This window comes from aff. Roholtiella sp. LEGE 12411 (assembly GCF_015206995.1).
Taxonomy (GTDB): domain Bacteria; phylum Cyanobacteriota; class Cyanobacteriia; order Cyanobacteriales; family Nostocaceae; genus Komarekiella.
On record NZ_JADEXR010000023.1, the window covers coordinates 1 to 15970 of the forward strand.

Annotated in this window: 15 protein-coding genes; 7 read left to right on the top strand and 8 right to left on the bottom strand. The window is 41.5% G+C overall.

Annotated features, from left to right (window positions below; genetic code table 11):
- The 3 genes from IQ246_RS07675 to IQ246_RS31225 form a co-directional block, all read right to left on the bottom strand.
- A partial coding sequence (locus IQ246_RS07675) for a helix-turn-helix domain-containing protein (RefSeq protein WP_244141957.1) occupies positions 1-261 on the bottom strand: 261 nt, incomplete at its 3' end.
- A 176-nt stretch (positions 262-437) separates the two neighbouring features.
- Positions 438-2009, bottom strand: coding sequence for an adenosine deaminase (locus tag IQ246_RS07680; protein WP_194001663.1), 1572 nt, complete (start codon positions 2007-2009; stop codon positions 438-440).
- A gap of 454 nt (positions 2010-2463) precedes the next feature.
- Positions 2464-2694 (bottom strand): DUF6064 family protein, encoded by a 231-nt coding sequence (locus IQ246_RS31225; protein ID WP_339379209.1) that lies wholly within the window; start codon positions 2692-2694, stop codon positions 2464-2466.
- Here IQ246_RS31225 and IQ246_RS07685 point away from each other — a divergent pair.
- The 3 genes from IQ246_RS07685 (at position 2640) to IQ246_RS07695 (ending at position 5046) form a co-directional block, all read left to right on the top strand.
- Entirely contained in the window at positions 2640-2954 is a 315-nt protein-coding gene (locus IQ246_RS07685; protein ID WP_208492064.1) for a hypothetical protein, read from the top strand. The two genes, IQ246_RS31225 and IQ246_RS07685, sit on opposite strands and share 55 nt — an antisense overlap.
- Positions 2955-3080: 126 nt before the next feature.
- Positions 3081-4190 carry a glutamate 5-kinase gene (gene proB, locus IQ246_RS07690; protein WP_194001746.1) on the top strand — a complete coding sequence of 370 codons (1110 nt, stop codon included), beginning with the start codon at positions 3081-3083 and terminating at the stop codon, positions 4188-4190.
- A 61-nt stretch (positions 4191-4251) separates the two neighbouring features.
- The gene (locus tag IQ246_RS07695) at positions 4252-5046 is read left to right on the top strand and encodes a peroxiredoxin-like family protein (RefSeq protein WP_194001664.1); all 795 of its coding nucleotides are present in this window, start codon (positions 4252-4254) and stop codon (positions 5044-5046) included.
- Positions 5047-5085: 39 nt separating this feature from the next.
- Here IQ246_RS07695 and IQ246_RS07700 read toward each other — a convergent pair whose 3' ends face one another.
- The 4 genes from IQ246_RS07700 to IQ246_RS07715 all read right to left on the bottom strand — a co-directional run bounded on the left by IQ246_RS07700 (position 5086) and on the right by IQ246_RS07715 (position 9589).
- Positions 5086-5784 (bottom strand): bifunctional 2-polyprenyl-6-hydroxyphenol methylase/3-demethylubiquinol 3-O-methyltransferase UbiG, encoded by a 699-nt coding sequence (locus IQ246_RS07700; protein ID WP_194001666.1) that lies wholly within the window; start codon positions 5782-5784, stop codon positions 5086-5088.
- A 334-nt stretch (positions 5785-6118) separates the two neighbouring features.
- Entirely contained in the window at positions 6119-6478 is a 360-nt protein-coding gene (locus IQ246_RS07705) for a Rieske (2Fe-2S) protein (protein ID WP_194001668.1), read from the bottom strand.
- 187 nt (positions 6479-6665) lie between these two features.
- Positions 6666-8243: a helix-turn-helix transcriptional regulator gene (locus IQ246_RS07710; RefSeq protein ID WP_194001670.1), complete on the bottom strand. Its 1578-nt coding sequence runs from the start codon at positions 8241-8243 to the stop codon at positions 6666-6668.
- Positions 8244-8788: 545 nt separating this feature from the next.
- Complete coding sequence (locus IQ246_RS07715) at positions 8789-9589, bottom strand: RMD1 family protein (protein ID WP_194001671.1); 801 nt, start codon at positions 9587-9589, stop codon at positions 8789-8791.
- A gap of 238 nt (positions 9590-9827) precedes the next feature.
- On the opposite strand from IQ246_RS07715, the gene IQ246_RS07720 reads away from it, so the two are divergent.
- The 4 genes from IQ246_RS07720 to IQ246_RS07735 all read left to right on the top strand — a co-directional run bounded on the left by IQ246_RS07720 (position 9828) and on the right by IQ246_RS07735 (position 13598).
- On the top strand, positions 9828-10955 hold the full coding sequence (locus IQ246_RS07720) for an ABC transporter ATP-binding protein (protein WP_194001673.1): 1128 nt from the start codon (positions 9828-9830) through the stop codon (positions 10953-10955).
- Positions 10956-11053: 98 nt separating this feature from the next.
- Positions 11054-11428 (top strand): four helix bundle protein, encoded by a 375-nt coding sequence (locus IQ246_RS07725; RefSeq protein WP_194001748.1) that lies wholly within the window; start codon positions 11054-11056, stop codon positions 11426-11428.
- A gap of 80 nt (positions 11429-11508) precedes the next feature.
- The gene (locus IQ246_RS07730) at positions 11509-12594 is read left to right on the top strand and encodes a spermidine/putrescine ABC transporter substrate-binding protein (protein WP_194001675.1); all 1086 of its coding nucleotides are present in this window, start codon (positions 11509-11511) and stop codon (positions 12592-12594) included.
- 86 nt (positions 12595-12680) lie between these two features.
- Positions 12681-13598: an ABC transporter permease gene (locus IQ246_RS07735; RefSeq protein WP_194001677.1), complete on the top strand. Its 918-nt coding sequence runs from the start codon at positions 12681-12683 to the stop codon at positions 13596-13598.
- 42 nt (positions 13599-13640) lie between these two features.
- Here IQ246_RS07735 and nblS read toward each other — a convergent pair whose 3' ends face one another.
- Positions 13641-15608 (bottom strand): two-component system sensor histidine kinase NblS, encoded by a 1968-nt coding sequence (gene nblS / locus IQ246_RS07740; protein WP_194001680.1) that lies wholly within the window; start codon positions 15606-15608, stop codon positions 13641-13643.
- Positions 15609-15970: the final 362 nt, after the last annotated feature.

Sequence of the window (15970 nt, forward strand, 5' to 3'; positions counted from 1 at the left end):
TGTCTCTAAATTCTTGAGTGAATTCTGTAAGGCAAACTTATCTACTTCTTTCAACCATTCAATTTCTTTCTTGAGTATAGTTAGCTTTTGACTACAAGCATTGTAGTTTAAGGTTTTCTGCTCAGTCGTATATAACTCTTGTCTTAGTGCCAAAAAGCGGTTGTACACATATCTGGCACAACCAATTGTCTTGTTGATTAAGACTTCTTGATTATGCGTGGGTATGAGAGTAACTTTAAATGCTTTTTGGATGGATGACAATTTCTTGAATTTGCTGAATATCATTCAATTTTAACACAAAGTGACACATAATATAGAGCGCCTAACTCATGACTGGAAGTCACGAGTGTGCGGCTTGAAGAAATCAATAATGCTAACAATTAGACATCTCCAGAAATGGGGTATTGACATTCATTTTCGGAGATGTCTAAAGTCAATCAAAGCCAGTTTTGCAATGACTCAAACCGAGCAAATTCCGACTCTAGCTGCCATTGAATCTGCGCGCGATCGCTTTTGTTCAAAAAGGCACTGCACCCTTGAGAAACAGAGGTTTCACCAGGGGTATCGCTTGCACAAGCTGAAACCATTGCCTTAAACTCAGGCGACTTCCAGAGACTATTTCCCCCAGCGAAACTATATTCTAAGCCATTGCGAGCCAGTCGCTTGAGGTCTTTATATCCCAGCCCATATCTCGTTGCCGCTAACAGATACTCATGACTCAAATCGATGCGGGAAATGCCTTCATCATCGGAAGCAAGGGTCATTGGTACTCCAGCCTTCCAATACTCCCTAAAAGGATGCTGATCTCCCTGTACGTTCAAAATGACCTCATTACTGGTCAGGCAGATTTCGACCAACACGCCGAGTCGCCGCATTTGCTCCATCAACTCGAAGGGACGCTCCTCAAAAAGAATATCCACACCATGTCCGATGCGAGATGCCTGTGCCACTTCTACAGCTTGCCGAATATGAAAACGTAAATCCTCTGTCGGAACCAACCCCAAGGTTAACTCTCCGGCATGGAGCGCGACCTTGACATTGGGATATTGGCGTTTCAAAAATTGCAGCATTTGCATTTGCAAGGTGTAGTCGCGCAGTGCAATCGGGTTGTCTTCTGGGGCGACGAGATTGATGCCAACTACCCGCTCTTCCGATGAATCTAGTGCAAAGGCATAAGCTAACTGAGCAAACACTTCAACGGGCGACTTTGTTCTTGTCGTTTGCTGCAAATAGCTCACTTTCACTGTACATCCAGGCTGTGCCGATGGAGTACCACAACCGAGTGTTTTCGAGACTTCGCCATCCAACTGTGCAAGTTGCTGGCTGCCGAGTGTCACTAGCTTGGTTAATCCTCGTTCGAGCAATTGGCGGTGCATTTGGGCAAAATCTTTATTCCAACCAACTTCACGCCCTAGCTGTCGAACCTCACTGCCCTGAACGGTAAGCATTAACTCTAGATAGGTAATATGCTGCGAAGCTGCCCGATTTGCTACTGACGCGACCATATCATCCCGACGGCTCATAGAGTCTGATATTGTCCCAAAACCACTAAAAGCCTCAAAAAATTGGTCGTGTCCTGATTTTCCAGCAAATTGGAGGTTACGAGTAGACCAACGATTTATTAGGGAATCATAAACAGATGTTCGGTTTAACAATTCTGAGGCGGGAAAATAGCTACTGTCCTGACCGCAAGCTAATGGTTCAACTACAGCCCCCGCTTTTGGATTCACACAATACCCATCAGTGGCAGCCCACTCCAGATAGTCTTCTGCATACACAGCCCCGCTTAGATGACTGTGGACATCTCCTCCCTTCGGCATTCGCTGTACAAATGCTCGTAAAGCGGCTGGCTGGGCGCGATGGGCTTCAAACCAACTAGCAGCTTCAGCTTCACTCCGAGTCGAGGACTGCTGCGAATTAGATGGGACTTGGGCTACTACGCTGAAGATAAAACAGCTAGAACTCGTTAATACTCCTAAAAACAAAGAGAAGGGCACTCGTCTATGCATATAGATTTATTTTTCTAAGATGGCCAGAATTATCTGGTTCAATTGCCGTATCATCTTACCGTTTATCTGCGGTTATGAAGCATTGAAACAGTGATAAAAATAAGTCGATGGCAATGCTCAGAAAAATCACCCAACTAACGGTATTATGATCAACACCACGCAGCCGATTTTTGCTTAACTTGAGAAGCTGATTAATCCAGACAAAAAAAGCTCTACCCAAAAACAACGCTAGAATCGTTGCCCAAATTCGAGATATCGTCTTGCTGCTTCTGGTAGGTGAGCGAATTCGTCTGAATGAAATACACGATCTTTAGATATCGCAGAATTCCATAGTGTATTGAGAGAAATCTGTTTAGTCATTATTGCCGCCAGTATTTTTAATTCAGAATTTTATAGATTGTAATGATAAGAATGATTGCAAAAATAGATGTGTAGATCGACTTAGTATATTTGGTTAACCAACTTGGAAGATAAATATCAAAACAATCAATAAACTCGACGGAAATTTTTTGTTTGTCCAGAACAGCAAACCGAACGTGAAAATGGTTGTCGGACAAGGTATGCCGAATGTTGGTAATGACGGAAAAGTTCGCTCTAGCGAGTAGCCGATTAACGGATAAATAGCGTGGTGTGGGTAAAAAAGAACTCTACCAGTACAACACTCAGTTACGCACTGAATACCAATTTGTTAATGAATTCAATAGCCATGCTTGCCAAGCTTCGGTAGAAAACGTAGAGCGGGCTATCAATAGATTTTTTGATAACTGCAAATCTAAAAAGCCTGGCAAGAAAAGTTATCCACGCTTTAAAAAGCATAGCCGTTCTGTTGAATACAAAGTATCAGGATGGAAACTTCATCCAACAAAAAGACGTGTAACCTTTACTGATAAAAAAGGTATCGGACAATTGCCAAAAATATCGATTGACAGAATACCTATCCAGTAAGGATTACAGCCAAGCGCGTAAGTTTCTGCACGGATGCTCATTTGACCCCTAGAAGGACTGGCGCTTTACAATTTCTTTAGTCCTTTGTCATTAGTCATTAGTCCAATGCCCAATGCCCAATGCCCAATCCCCAAAACAATTGTTGTCAAAATCGGCACTTCTAGCCTAACCCAACTAGAAAGCGGACAATTAGCACTTTCTACCATCGCAACTTTAGCAGAAACACTTTGCTATTTGAGACGCCAAGGACACAGAGTGATTTTGGTTTCCTCCGGTGCGGTGGGGGTAGGTTGTGCGCGGTTGGGCTTAACCGAACGTCCCAAAGCGATCGCCCTAAAGCAAGCAGTAGCAGCAGTTGGGCAAGGTAGGTTAATCCGCGTGTATGACGATTTATTTACTACCCTACAACAGCCAATTGCCCAAGTATTGCTAACACGCAGCGACTTGGTGCAGCGTAGCCGCTATCTCAACGCCTACAACACCTTTCAGGAACTGCTGGGATTGGGAGTGATTCCCATAGTCAATGAAAATGATACCGTAGCAGTAGAGGAACTGAAATTTGGCGACAATGACACCCTTTCGGCATTAGTTGCCAGCATAGTAGAAGCAGATTGGCTGTTTTTACTCACCGATGTAGATAGGTTATATTCAGCCGATCCGCGTTCCGTACCCGATGCCCAGCCGATTGCTTTAGTTAGTAGTATGAAGGAACTAGCAGAATTGCAGATACAAACAGGCTCCCAAGGCTCTCAATGGGGTACTGGCGGTATGGTGACAAAAATTTCTGCTGCTCGGATTGCCATTGCTGCTGGAGTGCGTACCGTAATTACTGAAGGGCGATTTCCTCGGAATATCGAAAAAATCTTAAATGGGGAACCCCTCGGTACACACTTTGAACCACAACCTGAACCTACTTCTGCGCGTAAACGCTGGATAGCTTATGGTCTTGTACCTACTGGTAAATTGTATTTAGATCCAGGTGCGATCGCGGCCATTTCTCTAGCAGGAAAATCCTTGTTAGCTGCTGGAATTAAGGCAGTAGAAGGAGAGTTTGATACACAAGACGCCGTGCAATTGTGTGATACTAATGGTCAAGAAATTGCCAGAGGACTTGTGAACTACAACAGCAAGGAACTGCAAAAAATTAGCGGGCGTCATTCACGGGAAATTCCCACAATTTTGGGTTATGTCGGTGCAGAAACCATAATTCACCGGGATAATTTGGTTCTGACTTAAGATGGAAATGTAGATATGTCAGGGTTGTTGTCAGAATCCATCTAAAATTTTCTTTAACTACATGAATACTCAAACAAGCTCCAATTTTCCAGATATTTACTCGATTTTGAGTCAGACTCAACGCTTGCGAGTTAGTGATGGAGAGATTAAACCCGTTTTAGATGGTTGCTTAAATACTTCAAAGTTGCTCGTACTTATTTGGTCGCAGTTGGGAGATTTTGATAATTTAGAATACGCTTGGTGGCTGCAAAGAGAAAGAGAAGAGATCGAAGCAAGAGGAATCATAATTCGCGCTATTGGAATTGGAAACCGCAATTCTGGGATCAAGTTTTGTGAATATACGGGATTTCCTCAAGAATGGTTGTTTGTGGATACAAATGCTGAAATTCACGGTTTTTTAGGACTTTATCGCGGGTTATCTATACAATTTCCCATGCTATCAACGTCACAAAAAGCTTGGCTGAATTTAATGCTAATGTGTGCTGGGATTGCTAGTCCGGGAACTCTGAAGGAAGTTTTTCGGGGTTATAAAGGTGATAAAAAAGCTCCTCAGTTAATTGCTGATGAGGAAGTTGTGAAGAATACACCTTTACCACCAATAAAAGGTTCATTTTTCAAAGCTGCTGGAGGAAAAGGCTTTCAGCGTCCTTTTGAACTAGCAACCCTGCGCCTGCGAAACATGACCGAAGTTTTGAGCAACTGGAATATTTATGTACCAGATTCATCTTATTTGACACAAAGGGGAGGAACTTTTTTATTTGATTATCAAGGTAAATTGATTTACGAACATCGCGATCGCGGTATTCTTGGTTTTGCTGAAAATATGAGCAATCCCTTATCTTTTCTATACAAATAATTGATTGAGATCACTTTCTTATTTCAGTACATCCCACATTCATTTTGGTGTTTTCTGCAAGCAAAGCTTATGATATTCAAGCCGGAGTTGCTTAATATTAGTTTGAGGTGACTCAAAGAATAAAACACGGCTAACTTCGTCTAATCCCAACTCCTCAAACTGGGCAAGTTCGGAGTTAGACAAAGCCCAAGGAGGGCCATCGGGTTCCGCATCTATCTCCCGAAACCGAGTAATTAGCAATAAGGTTCCTTCGACTGCAACCACGGAGGCAACTGACTGAATGACTGTTGAGCGTATACTTAAGGGTAAAGCTTGGATATTCCGAGATTCTACAACTAAGTCAAAAGTCTGATACCATTGCGTGGAAACTGCCAATAAATCTGCAACTACGTAGGTGACAGGAGAATTAGGAAATCGTTGTTGACACCAAGCAACAGCAGTAGGGGAAATATCAAAGGCAGTTACCTGAAATCCCCTCTGTGCTAAAGCTTCTGCATCATCTCCCAAACCACAACCAATTACCAGCGCCGAACGTCCTTCGCCTTGAAGATTATGAGTAGTCAACCAATCTTGAAGATAGGGGTGCGGAGTTAATTTTGCCCAAGGAATTTGAGTTACATCGCCATTAGATTTGGCATATAAAACATCAAACCACGCTGATGGATTTGATTGTTGTACTGCTTGGGTGGCTAACTGTTTAACTCTCTGCTGTAAGGTTTCTAGTGGTTCTTCACTCATAAGCTAATTAATATTTAAGTTGTGTGTTGAAATAGGATTCAGGAGTATAGACGCGATTATTCTCTTGTTCGGGGTGACGCTCGTTCGCAAGAGCGTGTCGTAGACAAGACTCGCTCTAAGCGTACCCCTACGTTTAAGCAAGCTACAAAGTAGCGTCTTGTGCAGCCTCTGGTAGAGAAGGCTTCACGCTGCGCTAATGACGAGAACCGCCATCGCTCTTGGAGCGTCTACGCGTCTATACAAGGGTCAAGGGACATTAATTATTCTCTTCCTCCACTCTCTCACTCTGCCCTAGCCCCCACTCTCCCTACCTGCCATAATTCAGAGGCTGCTACTATTCCTCTTGCAAATCAATCCAGATACTGCCTTCTTCCACACGAACAGGAAACACTGGCAATGTTTTTTCTTGTGAAACCAACGAGAGTACCTTACCTACACCAGGTGGCCAGGGACACCAGGTTTGTACTTCACCAGTACGCAAGTCGTAAGCACTACGATGAAAGGGACAAACGATCGCTCCTGTTTCATTGATTTTACCCTTTTTCAAAGGCAAATTTAAGTGAGGACAAGAGCTATTTACAGCATAAAACTGATTTTCGTGGTTCAAAAGCAGTATATTCTGGTTGCCAACTTTTACCACTTGTCGCGCACCTGGGGAAAGCGCTTCAACTGCAAGAACTTTAGTCCAGCTCATTAGGTTCTCCTTTCCTAATTGATCTGCTTTCAGTTTCTCGCAATTGTTGCCATTGCGATCGCTTCTGATTATTGCAATACGCTCTTGGTAGAGTAGTTAAAAGACAGGAGACAAAGGACACAAAGGTTGATAGCACAATTGCTATTGCTCGGTGTTGAACCAGATTTAGATTATTAGATTAGCTGTCTCAGGAAATCAGTTGTAGTTCCAATATATTGAGCAACTTAGGCATATCCTTCTGCGAAACCTTACGTGTACCCGTCTCTACTGCATCAACCCAAGAAATACTTTTACCCATTGTTGCTGCAAAAAATGCCCTAGACCAGCCTTTTGTTTTTCTAGCCTCTCTAATAACATTACCTGTTGGAGGCTGAATATTGTTTGGGCTTGGCTGATTCGAGTTTAGACGCAAGCATTCCTCTACTTCTGCTGGTACATGAAAATGCCATTTAGTATTTAGTAATTCATTCCAGTAACCTATTGGTCTTTTAGTGCTGCATTTACGCCCGTCGTAGCGAAAAGTCGAGCCAGTACCTTCCTGTCGCCTTGCGGCGGTTTCCGCTGTTCTCAACTCTTCAAGACAGACATCGCTACTGATTAACCAAGCTGCTTCTGTTTGCAGATCTGCTTCCCATCCTGCTTCCTTAACAACTTTCAAGTCAGTTTCAAAATCATCAGCCATTTGCCGTCTCAACTGGTTGTCTCGCTCTACTGTTGATACTTTGTCTGCGCCATAAGCAATCTCCATAAGAGTTTTGCCCATCACATAATTCTGATATCCTGGTTGAATTTGGAAAGTTAGCCAAACTAGTATTCTAGCCGCACCAGCATTTTGTTTGCCAATACTAAATAGTTTTTGTACGGTTTTCTTTGTGATAATTCCAGTATTGCTGTAGTAATTAGATTTGTTGAGAAAGTATTTTGTCCACGCTCCAGGTTGACCTATTACTTTTAAGCCCACCAGCTTGCTATTGCCAGCTTTATCTGTTTTAAAATCTCTAATTATACTAACGTCCCAAATCCTTAAATCAGCAACACTAAAGTTTCCTCTTTTTCCCCGTTTTGACCATGTAATATAAGCTAATATTTGAGCAGGTTGCCGCAACAATTGGTACAAAATACTCAGTTTTTCGTGTTTACATAAATCCCTGCGTTTGACAAGTCCTGTATATTCCAGTAGTTGCCTATCATCAATTACAAAATTGCCTTCCCAAGGTTGGTCTAAGTTGGCTACTAAGGCACAGTAAATCAGATGAATAGCACACGCTCTAGGATCGAATTGATCTATAACAACTAGGGCCGTTTCTTCAGCTAAAGCCTCTGGTTGTGGGTTTTCTGGATTATCCGTTACATAGTAAAAGATTTTTCCTGTTGTGCCTTCAACTTCTTTTTCATAGCTGAAAGTACTACTTACTCCAGCTTTCCATGACAGATTCATCTTTTGAGATAAGACATCAGCAACTCCATGCAAAATGAGAGATAATGCAGCAATATTAGTCTTACCATCAGGAAACAATGAAGCTTTTTTGAATTGCTGGGGTTTTCCTGAAGACTGGTGATAACTTAATATTGACTTTGGAATATCTTTCTTAAATGTGACTTGAAAAGGAATTTGCTTTTTTAGTTGAGCAGTTGGATAGTTGAGAAAATCTTCATCTTCAGTAATCTTAGTTTCACTTGGATTTGACTTATGGAGGATGGTTTCTAATATTTGCTGAAGTCCGTGCAAAAATCTACTGTATAATATTTTTGCTAGCTGTTTCATTGGTCTCTTGTCTATAAATATACTGCTCAATATGTGTCAAATGTTGGATAGAAACTACGAATATCGTTAAAATATGACTTATGATTCTTTACATAGAATAATTTATGTGAGAACTCTTAAATAAGACCATTTATTTCAATTTATTGGCTAATTTACAGATAAACATTGATAAATTTTTATTTTCGCAGACTATGAAACTATAGTAATTCGATTTGATTCGTGAACTGACTTGTAGAGACAGGGAATGGGGGATAGGGGATAGGAAATGGTAAAAAAGGGAGTTAGAGGTGTACGCAGTTCTTTCAAAAATCAAATAGGAATCCTATATATATTAACTATATATATTTTTTGGCGCGGTAAATTTATCTATCTTCAGAAGTAATAAGATATCTTCACAAGATACATTTACTGTTATTAATAGGATGAGTTAATAACGCATACATGTTTAAATTCTGTAAATGATGGCTGATATAGCTCATACAATTAGGACATTTTGAAAGCGTGAATGCCAGGAGTAATCATGCTTACGATCTCCAAATTTAGCGTTAGCCTTTGAAAATGATGTCGTACAGTGACAGCAGAATCTCCACCACAATTAGAATCACCACATACCACTCTACACGCTGACTACTGCTATGCTGCATAAACTCCAGCACCGTTTGTGCAGTTTGGGAAATTAGCTCTAATTTGCGTTCCAGGGCATTGTGACGCTCACGAATTTCGTATTCATCCTCCAAACGCAGATATAAATTTTCTAGCTGTGGGGATTCCCAGAGCAACTCCGGTTTGTCGATGATCTCTACTCGGCCCACAATTTTATGTTGAACTAACAGGGTAGTCCCAAGTTGACGCAGCAATTCTCGACTTTGGCGTCTACTCCTGTTTTCGCGCTGGAGACTAGCTGCAAACGGTTCAATTTGATCAAAAACAGTGGCTAGACTAGTTTCATAATGAGACAGCACAACACTCTTAGCGAGAATATCAGCCACTATCTGCAAGCGTTCAATACTAAATTCATGCAGCAAAATTTTTCCTTCTTTGACTCGCTCACTCTCCGTCAGGTTGAGATGAACTTCCACCTCTTCCGTCTCCGGGTTGGCAAAAGATTCACTAACTTGAGAGGATAGTTCGCTGAAGAAGGCTACTTTTTCCACAGGCTCAAGGTTAAACAAGACAACTGCACCATAGCCCAGCAGCACGGCACAGCCGTGTTTACCTACTGTAACCATTAGTGGCATTGTCGCCAAGCAAACGTAATTTTCTAATGTCTGTAGATTAATCTCCTCACCAAGGAATAGGGCCTGCGCTCTAAATCTATCTCTGTCATTAAAAAGGAGTTTTTGCATTGCATGTAATCTTTCTCTAGAGAATTGGTATAAGACAAAGAGTGATTTTGACATCCGTATTGTTTGTATATAATTAAACTAAAATATTCTCGTATTGAGATTGGAATAATGGAGCGAGCATATTTTTGATCAATTGTTTTTGCCGGATACAATAAACCAAAGTATGGTAACTTAGTTTGCCTAAGGGACTACATCAATGATCAAAATCGCGTAATATCACGGCATTCTACTGAAGATTATGGCTCAACCTATCATGCAGAATCAAAGGGGGATAACGACCTTTCAGCCACTTGATGTTGAACTGCGTAATGTATTCAAGTTTTTTAACCAAGAACCAGCAGTACACGGAGTAGACTTGGATGTTAGACAAGGTGAATTTTTTAGTATTCTAGGCCCTTCCGGTTGTGGCAAGACCACTACACTACGTTTAATTGCTGGGTTTGAAAAGGCTGACGCTGGTAAAATTTTGATCCAGGGTCAGTCTATGACTAATGTGCCCCCTTACCGCCGACCCGTCAATACTGTATTTCAAAGTTATGCTCTGTTTAATCACCTAAATGTGTGGGATAACATTGCTTTTGGACTGCGGTTAAAAAAAATACACAAATCGGAAATTGCAAGTAGAGTCCAAGAAGCTTTAAAGCTGGTGAAAATGGAAAGTTTGCGATCGCGCTTTCCCAATCAACTTTCCGGTGGTCAACAGCAAAGGGTTGCTTTGGCAAGGGCCCTAGTCAATCGTCCCACCGTCGTCCTGCTGGATGAACCATTAGGAGCGTTAGATTTAAAACTACGTAAAGAAATGCAGGTCGAGTTATCCAATTTACACAAAGACCTGGGATTGACCTTTGTCATGGTGACACACGACCAGGAAGAAGCACTATCATTGAGCGATCGCATTGCCGTGATGAATCAAGGCAAAATTGAGCAAGTTGGCACTCCTAAGCAAATTTACGAGCGTCCCCAGACATCCTTTGTTGCTGATTTTATTGGCGATACTAATTTATTCAGCGGTGAAATCGTTGCAGTAGAATCCTCTAACGTCCAAATTTTGACGAAAACGGGACTCTCAATTGTCATCAGCCGTGCTGAAGATACACCAACTGAATTATCTCAAACAGTAGTAGTAAGCCTGCGCCCAGAAAAAATACAGCTTTCGCTTTATCCACCTAATTTATCTGCTAACTGCTTTGAAGGACGGTTAGTCAACGTTATGTATTTAGGCACTCATGTTAATTACGTTGTGGAATTAACAAACGGTATCAGCATTAATGTTTTACAACCCAATACTTTTGGTAGTTTACCAGACCGCGATACACCCATCTATGCTTGGTGGGCAGAAACTGATTGTTTAGCGATTAGTCAATAGTCAAGGGTCAATAGTCAATAGTCAATAGTCAAGGGTCAAGGGTCAAGGGTCAATAGTCAAGGGTCAATAGTCAAGGGTTAAGGATTTATACTCAATAGATATCTAGTAGGTATTTTCAAGAATTACGGGTTTATAAATTGGCAGAAAAATTAGCTGATGAAATCTGGAAAATAGTTGACGGATGGGATATGTTTGCCAAAAATACTATGGGTACACAGATGGTGCGTTCAGCAGATAGTGTTGGGGCAAATATAGCGGAAGGTGTTGGTAGAGGCAGTTATCAAGACAACAAAAGATTCGTCAGAATAGCAAGAGGTTCTTTAAACGAAACTCAACATTGGTTAAGGCGAGCTTATATGCGTAATTTATTAACAGCTGAGCAAGTAGATAAACTCAAATTAATAATTGATGAACTTAAACCCCAATTAAATTCATATCTCAAATCTATTGGTAATGTCTCAGAAAAAGAATAACCCTTGACCCTTGACCCTTGACCCTTGACCCTTGACAAATGACCCTTGACCCTTGACCCTTGACAAATGACCCTTGACAAATGACTAACAGACGACAATTCTTAAAAAAAGTAGCAGCGCTTTCTAGCCTTTCTTTAACTGGTTGTGGCTGGAGGCTAGCTGATGTGCGAGCTAATTCTACTATTTCTGAACAACGTGACCTACTTTATATCTATACTTGGACGCAATATACTGACAAACAATTACTAAAAACCTTTAGTGCTCAGACTGGCATGAAAGTGCTCGCAGATGTGTATGATTCCAATGATGTCATGCTGGCTAAATTTCAAGCTGGAGGTGGTGGGACTTATAGTATTATCTACCCATCCGACTACATGGTGCAGAAGATGATTGATAAAGGTTTATTAGCAGAAATAAATCACGATCGCTTAGTCGGGTTAGAGAATTTATTCCCACAGTTTATTAATCCTAGTTATGATCCCAATAATCGCTACAGTATCCCTTTCAATTGGGGGACAACAGGTTTACTTTACAACTCAGAAAAAATTAAAACCCCACCAGAAGATTGGGAATATCTCTGGCAAAACCAGGAGCAGCTTAATAAGCGGATAACCTTGCTCAATGATGTTCGTGAGGTAATGGGTGCGGTGTTGCGGATGCTGGGTTATTCTTACAACTCACAAAATGAAGCAGAAATCAAACAAGCTTATGAGAAATTGAAGGTATTAAAACCCGCGATCGCAGCTTTTGATACAGATGCTTGGCAAAATCAAATTCTGGCAGGAGATTTATTATTGGCAATGTGTTATTCAGCTGATGCGGTGAGAATTTCTCAAGAAAATCCTCAACTAAAATATGTAATTCCTCGTAGTGGTTCTTCCCTATGGACTGACACTATTGTAATTCCTAAAACAGCCCCTAACCCCTCTGGAGCCTATGCCTGGATTAACTTAATTCTCCAACCAGAAGTAGCAGCCCAAATTAGCGAACGCCTGAACATTGCTACGCCTAATAGTGCCGGATTCGAGCAATTATCAAAGCAAGTAAAAGATAATATCAATTTATTTCCTCCCAAGTGGCTTTTAGAAAATTGCGAACGTATTACTCCTTTAGGACAATTTAATGAGGTTTATGATCGTTATTGGACTAAATTAACTAGTAGTTAAAAAGTCAAAAATATAGACGCAATTAATGGCATCTATATCAGTGGTCAAAGTATTAATTTCTAACTTATAAATAATAAATCAGGATTGTGTCTAATCAAATTCGTCAATCTCAACTAAAGTCTCCAGATGATATTGCTGAAGGAGCAAAATTGCACTGTCCACAAAGAAACTGGCTACAGCCGTTGGCATTACTTGCACCATCTGGGATTTGGTTATTACTTTTGTTAGTGCTGCCAACATTGATAATTTTTGAGTTGAGTTTAGTACCGGATATTCGACCTGGGGATGTAGTCAACCCTAGTGGATTCAAAAACTATATCCGCATACTTGACCCTCTTTACTTACAAGTAATTTGGCGATCGTTCTTTTTAGCGTTTAACACTACAATCATTTGTTTAATCTTGGGTTTTCCTGTTGCTTATTGGATTGCTCAGATAGCACCGAAGCATTGGCGAAACTTGCTAATATTAGGTTTCGTCTTACCTTTGTGGACTTCTTCATTACTGCGCTCCTATGCTTGGATAACAATTCTTCGTCCTACTGGTTTGTTGAACAGTTTGCTAACTAATTTAGGCTTACCTACTCTGGAATTACTTAACCGAATTCCAGCTGTATTAATTGGTATGAGCTACGGCTTACTACCTTATATGGTCTTAATTTTATATGCCTCTCTTGAAAAACTAGACAAGCGATTACTAGAAGCAGCAGCTGATTTAGGTGCAAATCCATTGGAAGCCTTTTGGCAAGTAACTGTCCCCCAAATTGGGACTGGAATTGCTGCTGGTTCCATGCTTGTATTCATCACAGGCTTGGGAGATTTTATCGACCCAGAATTACTTGGTGGTGCTTCTAGTATGACGGCAGCGCGGTTAGTTTATAATCAGTTTTTGGGAGCTACTCAAAATTGGGGATTTGGTTCAGCTTTGAGTATGACGTTAATTCTAGTTGTAAGTATTGCGATCGCTCTTTTAATTAAGTTTGGTGAGGCTACACCCAAGCAATAAATAAAGTTATAGTCAAGAGTAAAGTCCATTTAGCTATAGCCTTCAGGCTGTTGCAATTTTGGGTGTTTCAATAGTCAGATCAACCAGCTTCGGTGGTATTTGTTCATCAAAGACGGTTAAGTGGAACCAAAAAGTAGTACCAATACCAACTTCACTCACCAAATGGACTTTACTACGATGTCTGTCGATGATATTTCTCACAATCGATAAACCCAAGCCTGTGCCTTCTAAGGTGTGAACTCGGTTTTCAACGCGGAAGAAGCGCTCAAAAATGGAGTGTTGGTCTTCTGTGGCGATGCCAATCCCAGTATCGGAGATTTCAATCCGCACTTGAGAAGGCTGATTGTGTTCGCGTAGTGTTCCAGAGGAATTAGGTTTGGAATCTAGCTGGTAGGCGCGGATTGCAACTTTACCGCCTGCGGTGGTGAACTTGAGAGCATTACCGATCAGATTACCAAACACTTGTACCAACAAATCATAATTACCTAATACTAGCGGCAAATTTGGAGCGACTTCCTGAATTAGTTCAACACCTTTATCCTTAGCATTGAGCTGGTAAGTACGGAGTGTTTGCTCGATCGCTTGTGCTAAATCAACTCCATCAAAACTGTAGTTGCGACCAGATTCGAGTTTTGACAAATCTAAAACATCGTTAACTAGGCGGGTTAGGCGATCGGTTTCATGATTCACAGTTTGCAGAAATTCTTGTCGTTCTTCTAAACCCAAATCTTCGCCGTAGTCGTGCAGAGTTTCTATGTAGGTTTTGATGTTAAATAAAGGCGTTCGCAGTTCATGAGAAACGTTGCTGATAAACTGGCTTTTTGCGTCGTTGAGTTCTACCTCGCGGGTTATATCTTGCACAGTAATAGCAATGCCTTTGATGCTTTCCCGTTGTAGGTTGAGTACTGTAGTTAAGAGAATACGGATTGTACGCTTGGTGGGTTGGTTAAGAAAAATGCGGAATTCCGCGCTTTCACACTCGCCTGCGGCCATTTCGTACAAAGGACGAGTAATTTCCATTTGTACTGCTGAGGGTAAGTGATGCAAAACATTGCTACCTACCACTTTAGTGGCTTCCCAGCCAAAAATTCGCTCTGCTGTGGGATTGACTAAAATCACCTGCATATTGTTGTCAATCAGTACAGCACCATCGGCGATCGTTGAAACTAAGGTTTCTAACTTGGCTTTTTCTGCGGTAATTTCCTCAATATTTTGCTCGTCATAGCTTTCCAAGCGCTCCGCCATGTCATTAAAGCTTAAAATTAGCTCTCCTAGTTCGCCCCCTAGAGGTAAATCAATGCGTTGTTTGAAGTTACCGCTAGCAATTTGTTTTACCCCTACTAGTAGTTCTTTAATTGGCTTAGTGATGGTTAAAGCGTTAATCACTCCTGCCAAAATCACCATTACCCAAATCGTGATAAAAACGGCAATGGTAACATCGCGGGTGAAATTGGTGGATATAACAGCAGTCTGATTGGGATTGATGCCGATCGCTAATACACCTAAGTATTTTTGATTGACAATTAGGGGAACAAACACATCGGTGACTACCCCATCGGGGGTCATGTGTTGCCGCACCATCGGCTTGTCCCCATCACTAGGGTAATCTTCTGGTAGTTGTATTCGTCGCTCAATGGTGAGGGAATTTTCTACCTGCGCGTCCCAAAAAGGAATCCCAAAAAAGATTTCTCCAGTTTCGTCAGCGTAGAGCATATAACGCACACTAGAGGTGCTGCTATAGAAGCGTTGCGAAAATTGAGCAACCTCAGTGAGATTGTGGTCAGCAATTAGGGGGGCAACATTGGCAGCAAGCAGCAGTCCTAGGTCACGACCGAAACGGGTATCATTCAGACGGGCATCCTGCTGAATTGTGTTCACCGCCCAGAAGGTAAGACCGCTCATCACCAACGAAACTACCATTGTGGCGACGGCTAACAGCTTGGTTTGGAGGGTGAATTCTGACCACCAATTGGCGATCGCTTCTCGGATTGTTTTTAACAGAGCTAGCATTTCAAATAAGTTGTTAGTAGTTTTTGTTATAAACCGCAACAACTAAAAAATTAACAGTTAATTCGATAAACATGTTAATTGAGAGATGAGGGAATAGGAGATGCGGGGGCAGGAGGGGATATCTTAAGGTAGTTTTAACGAATTTACCTTGTTTCAACCATCGAAGTTAATATCCAGTTGAGGATTAAGGCATTGAACCCCATCTTTTCGACTGGTGGCTTATGCGTAGACGCGTTACGCTACGCAAACCAGCGCCAGTAAGAACGCCATCCGTTCACGTAGCGTCGACCAGATGAGAAAGACCACCAGACATTGTTCACCCTCCCGACCAAATCTGCCTGTAATGCCTTTTTTCGTTTAGT

Bases quoted from the DNA above. Each gene is read 5' to 3' on its own strand.
- IQ246_RS07695 (WP_194001664.1), top strand. From the start codon at position 4,252: ATGAATACTCAAACAAGCTCCAATTTTCCAGATATTTACTCGATTTTG.
- IQ246_RS07705 (WP_194001668.1), bottom strand. From the start codon at position 6,478: ATGAGCTGGACTAAAGTTCTTGCAGTTGAAGCGCTTTCCCCAGGTGCG.
- nblS (WP_194001680.1), bottom strand. From the start codon at position 15,608: ATGCTAGCTCTGTTAAAAACAATCCGAGAAGCGATCGCCAATTGGTGG.
- IQ246_RS07710 (WP_194001670.1), bottom strand. From the start codon at position 8,243: ATGAAACAGCTAGCAAAAATATTATACAGTAGATTTTTGCACGGACTT.
- IQ246_RS07715 (WP_194001671.1), bottom strand. From the start codon at position 9,589: ATGCAAAAACTCCTTTTTAATGACAGAGATAGATTTAGAGCGCAGGCC.
- IQ246_RS07680 (WP_194001663.1), bottom strand. From the start codon at position 2,009: ATGCATAGACGAGTGCCCTTCTCTTTGTTTTTAGGAGTATTAACGAGT.
- IQ246_RS07730 (WP_194001675.1), top strand. From the start codon at position 11,509: ATGACTAACAGACGACAATTCTTAAAAAAAGTAGCAGCGCTTTCTAGC.
- IQ246_RS07700 (WP_194001666.1), bottom strand. From the start codon at position 5,784: ATGAGTGAAGAACCACTAGAAACCTTACAGCAGAGAGTTAAACAGTTA.
- IQ246_RS07720 (WP_194001673.1), top strand. From the start codon at position 9,828: ATGGCTCAACCTATCATGCAGAATCAAAGGGGGATAACGACCTTTCAG.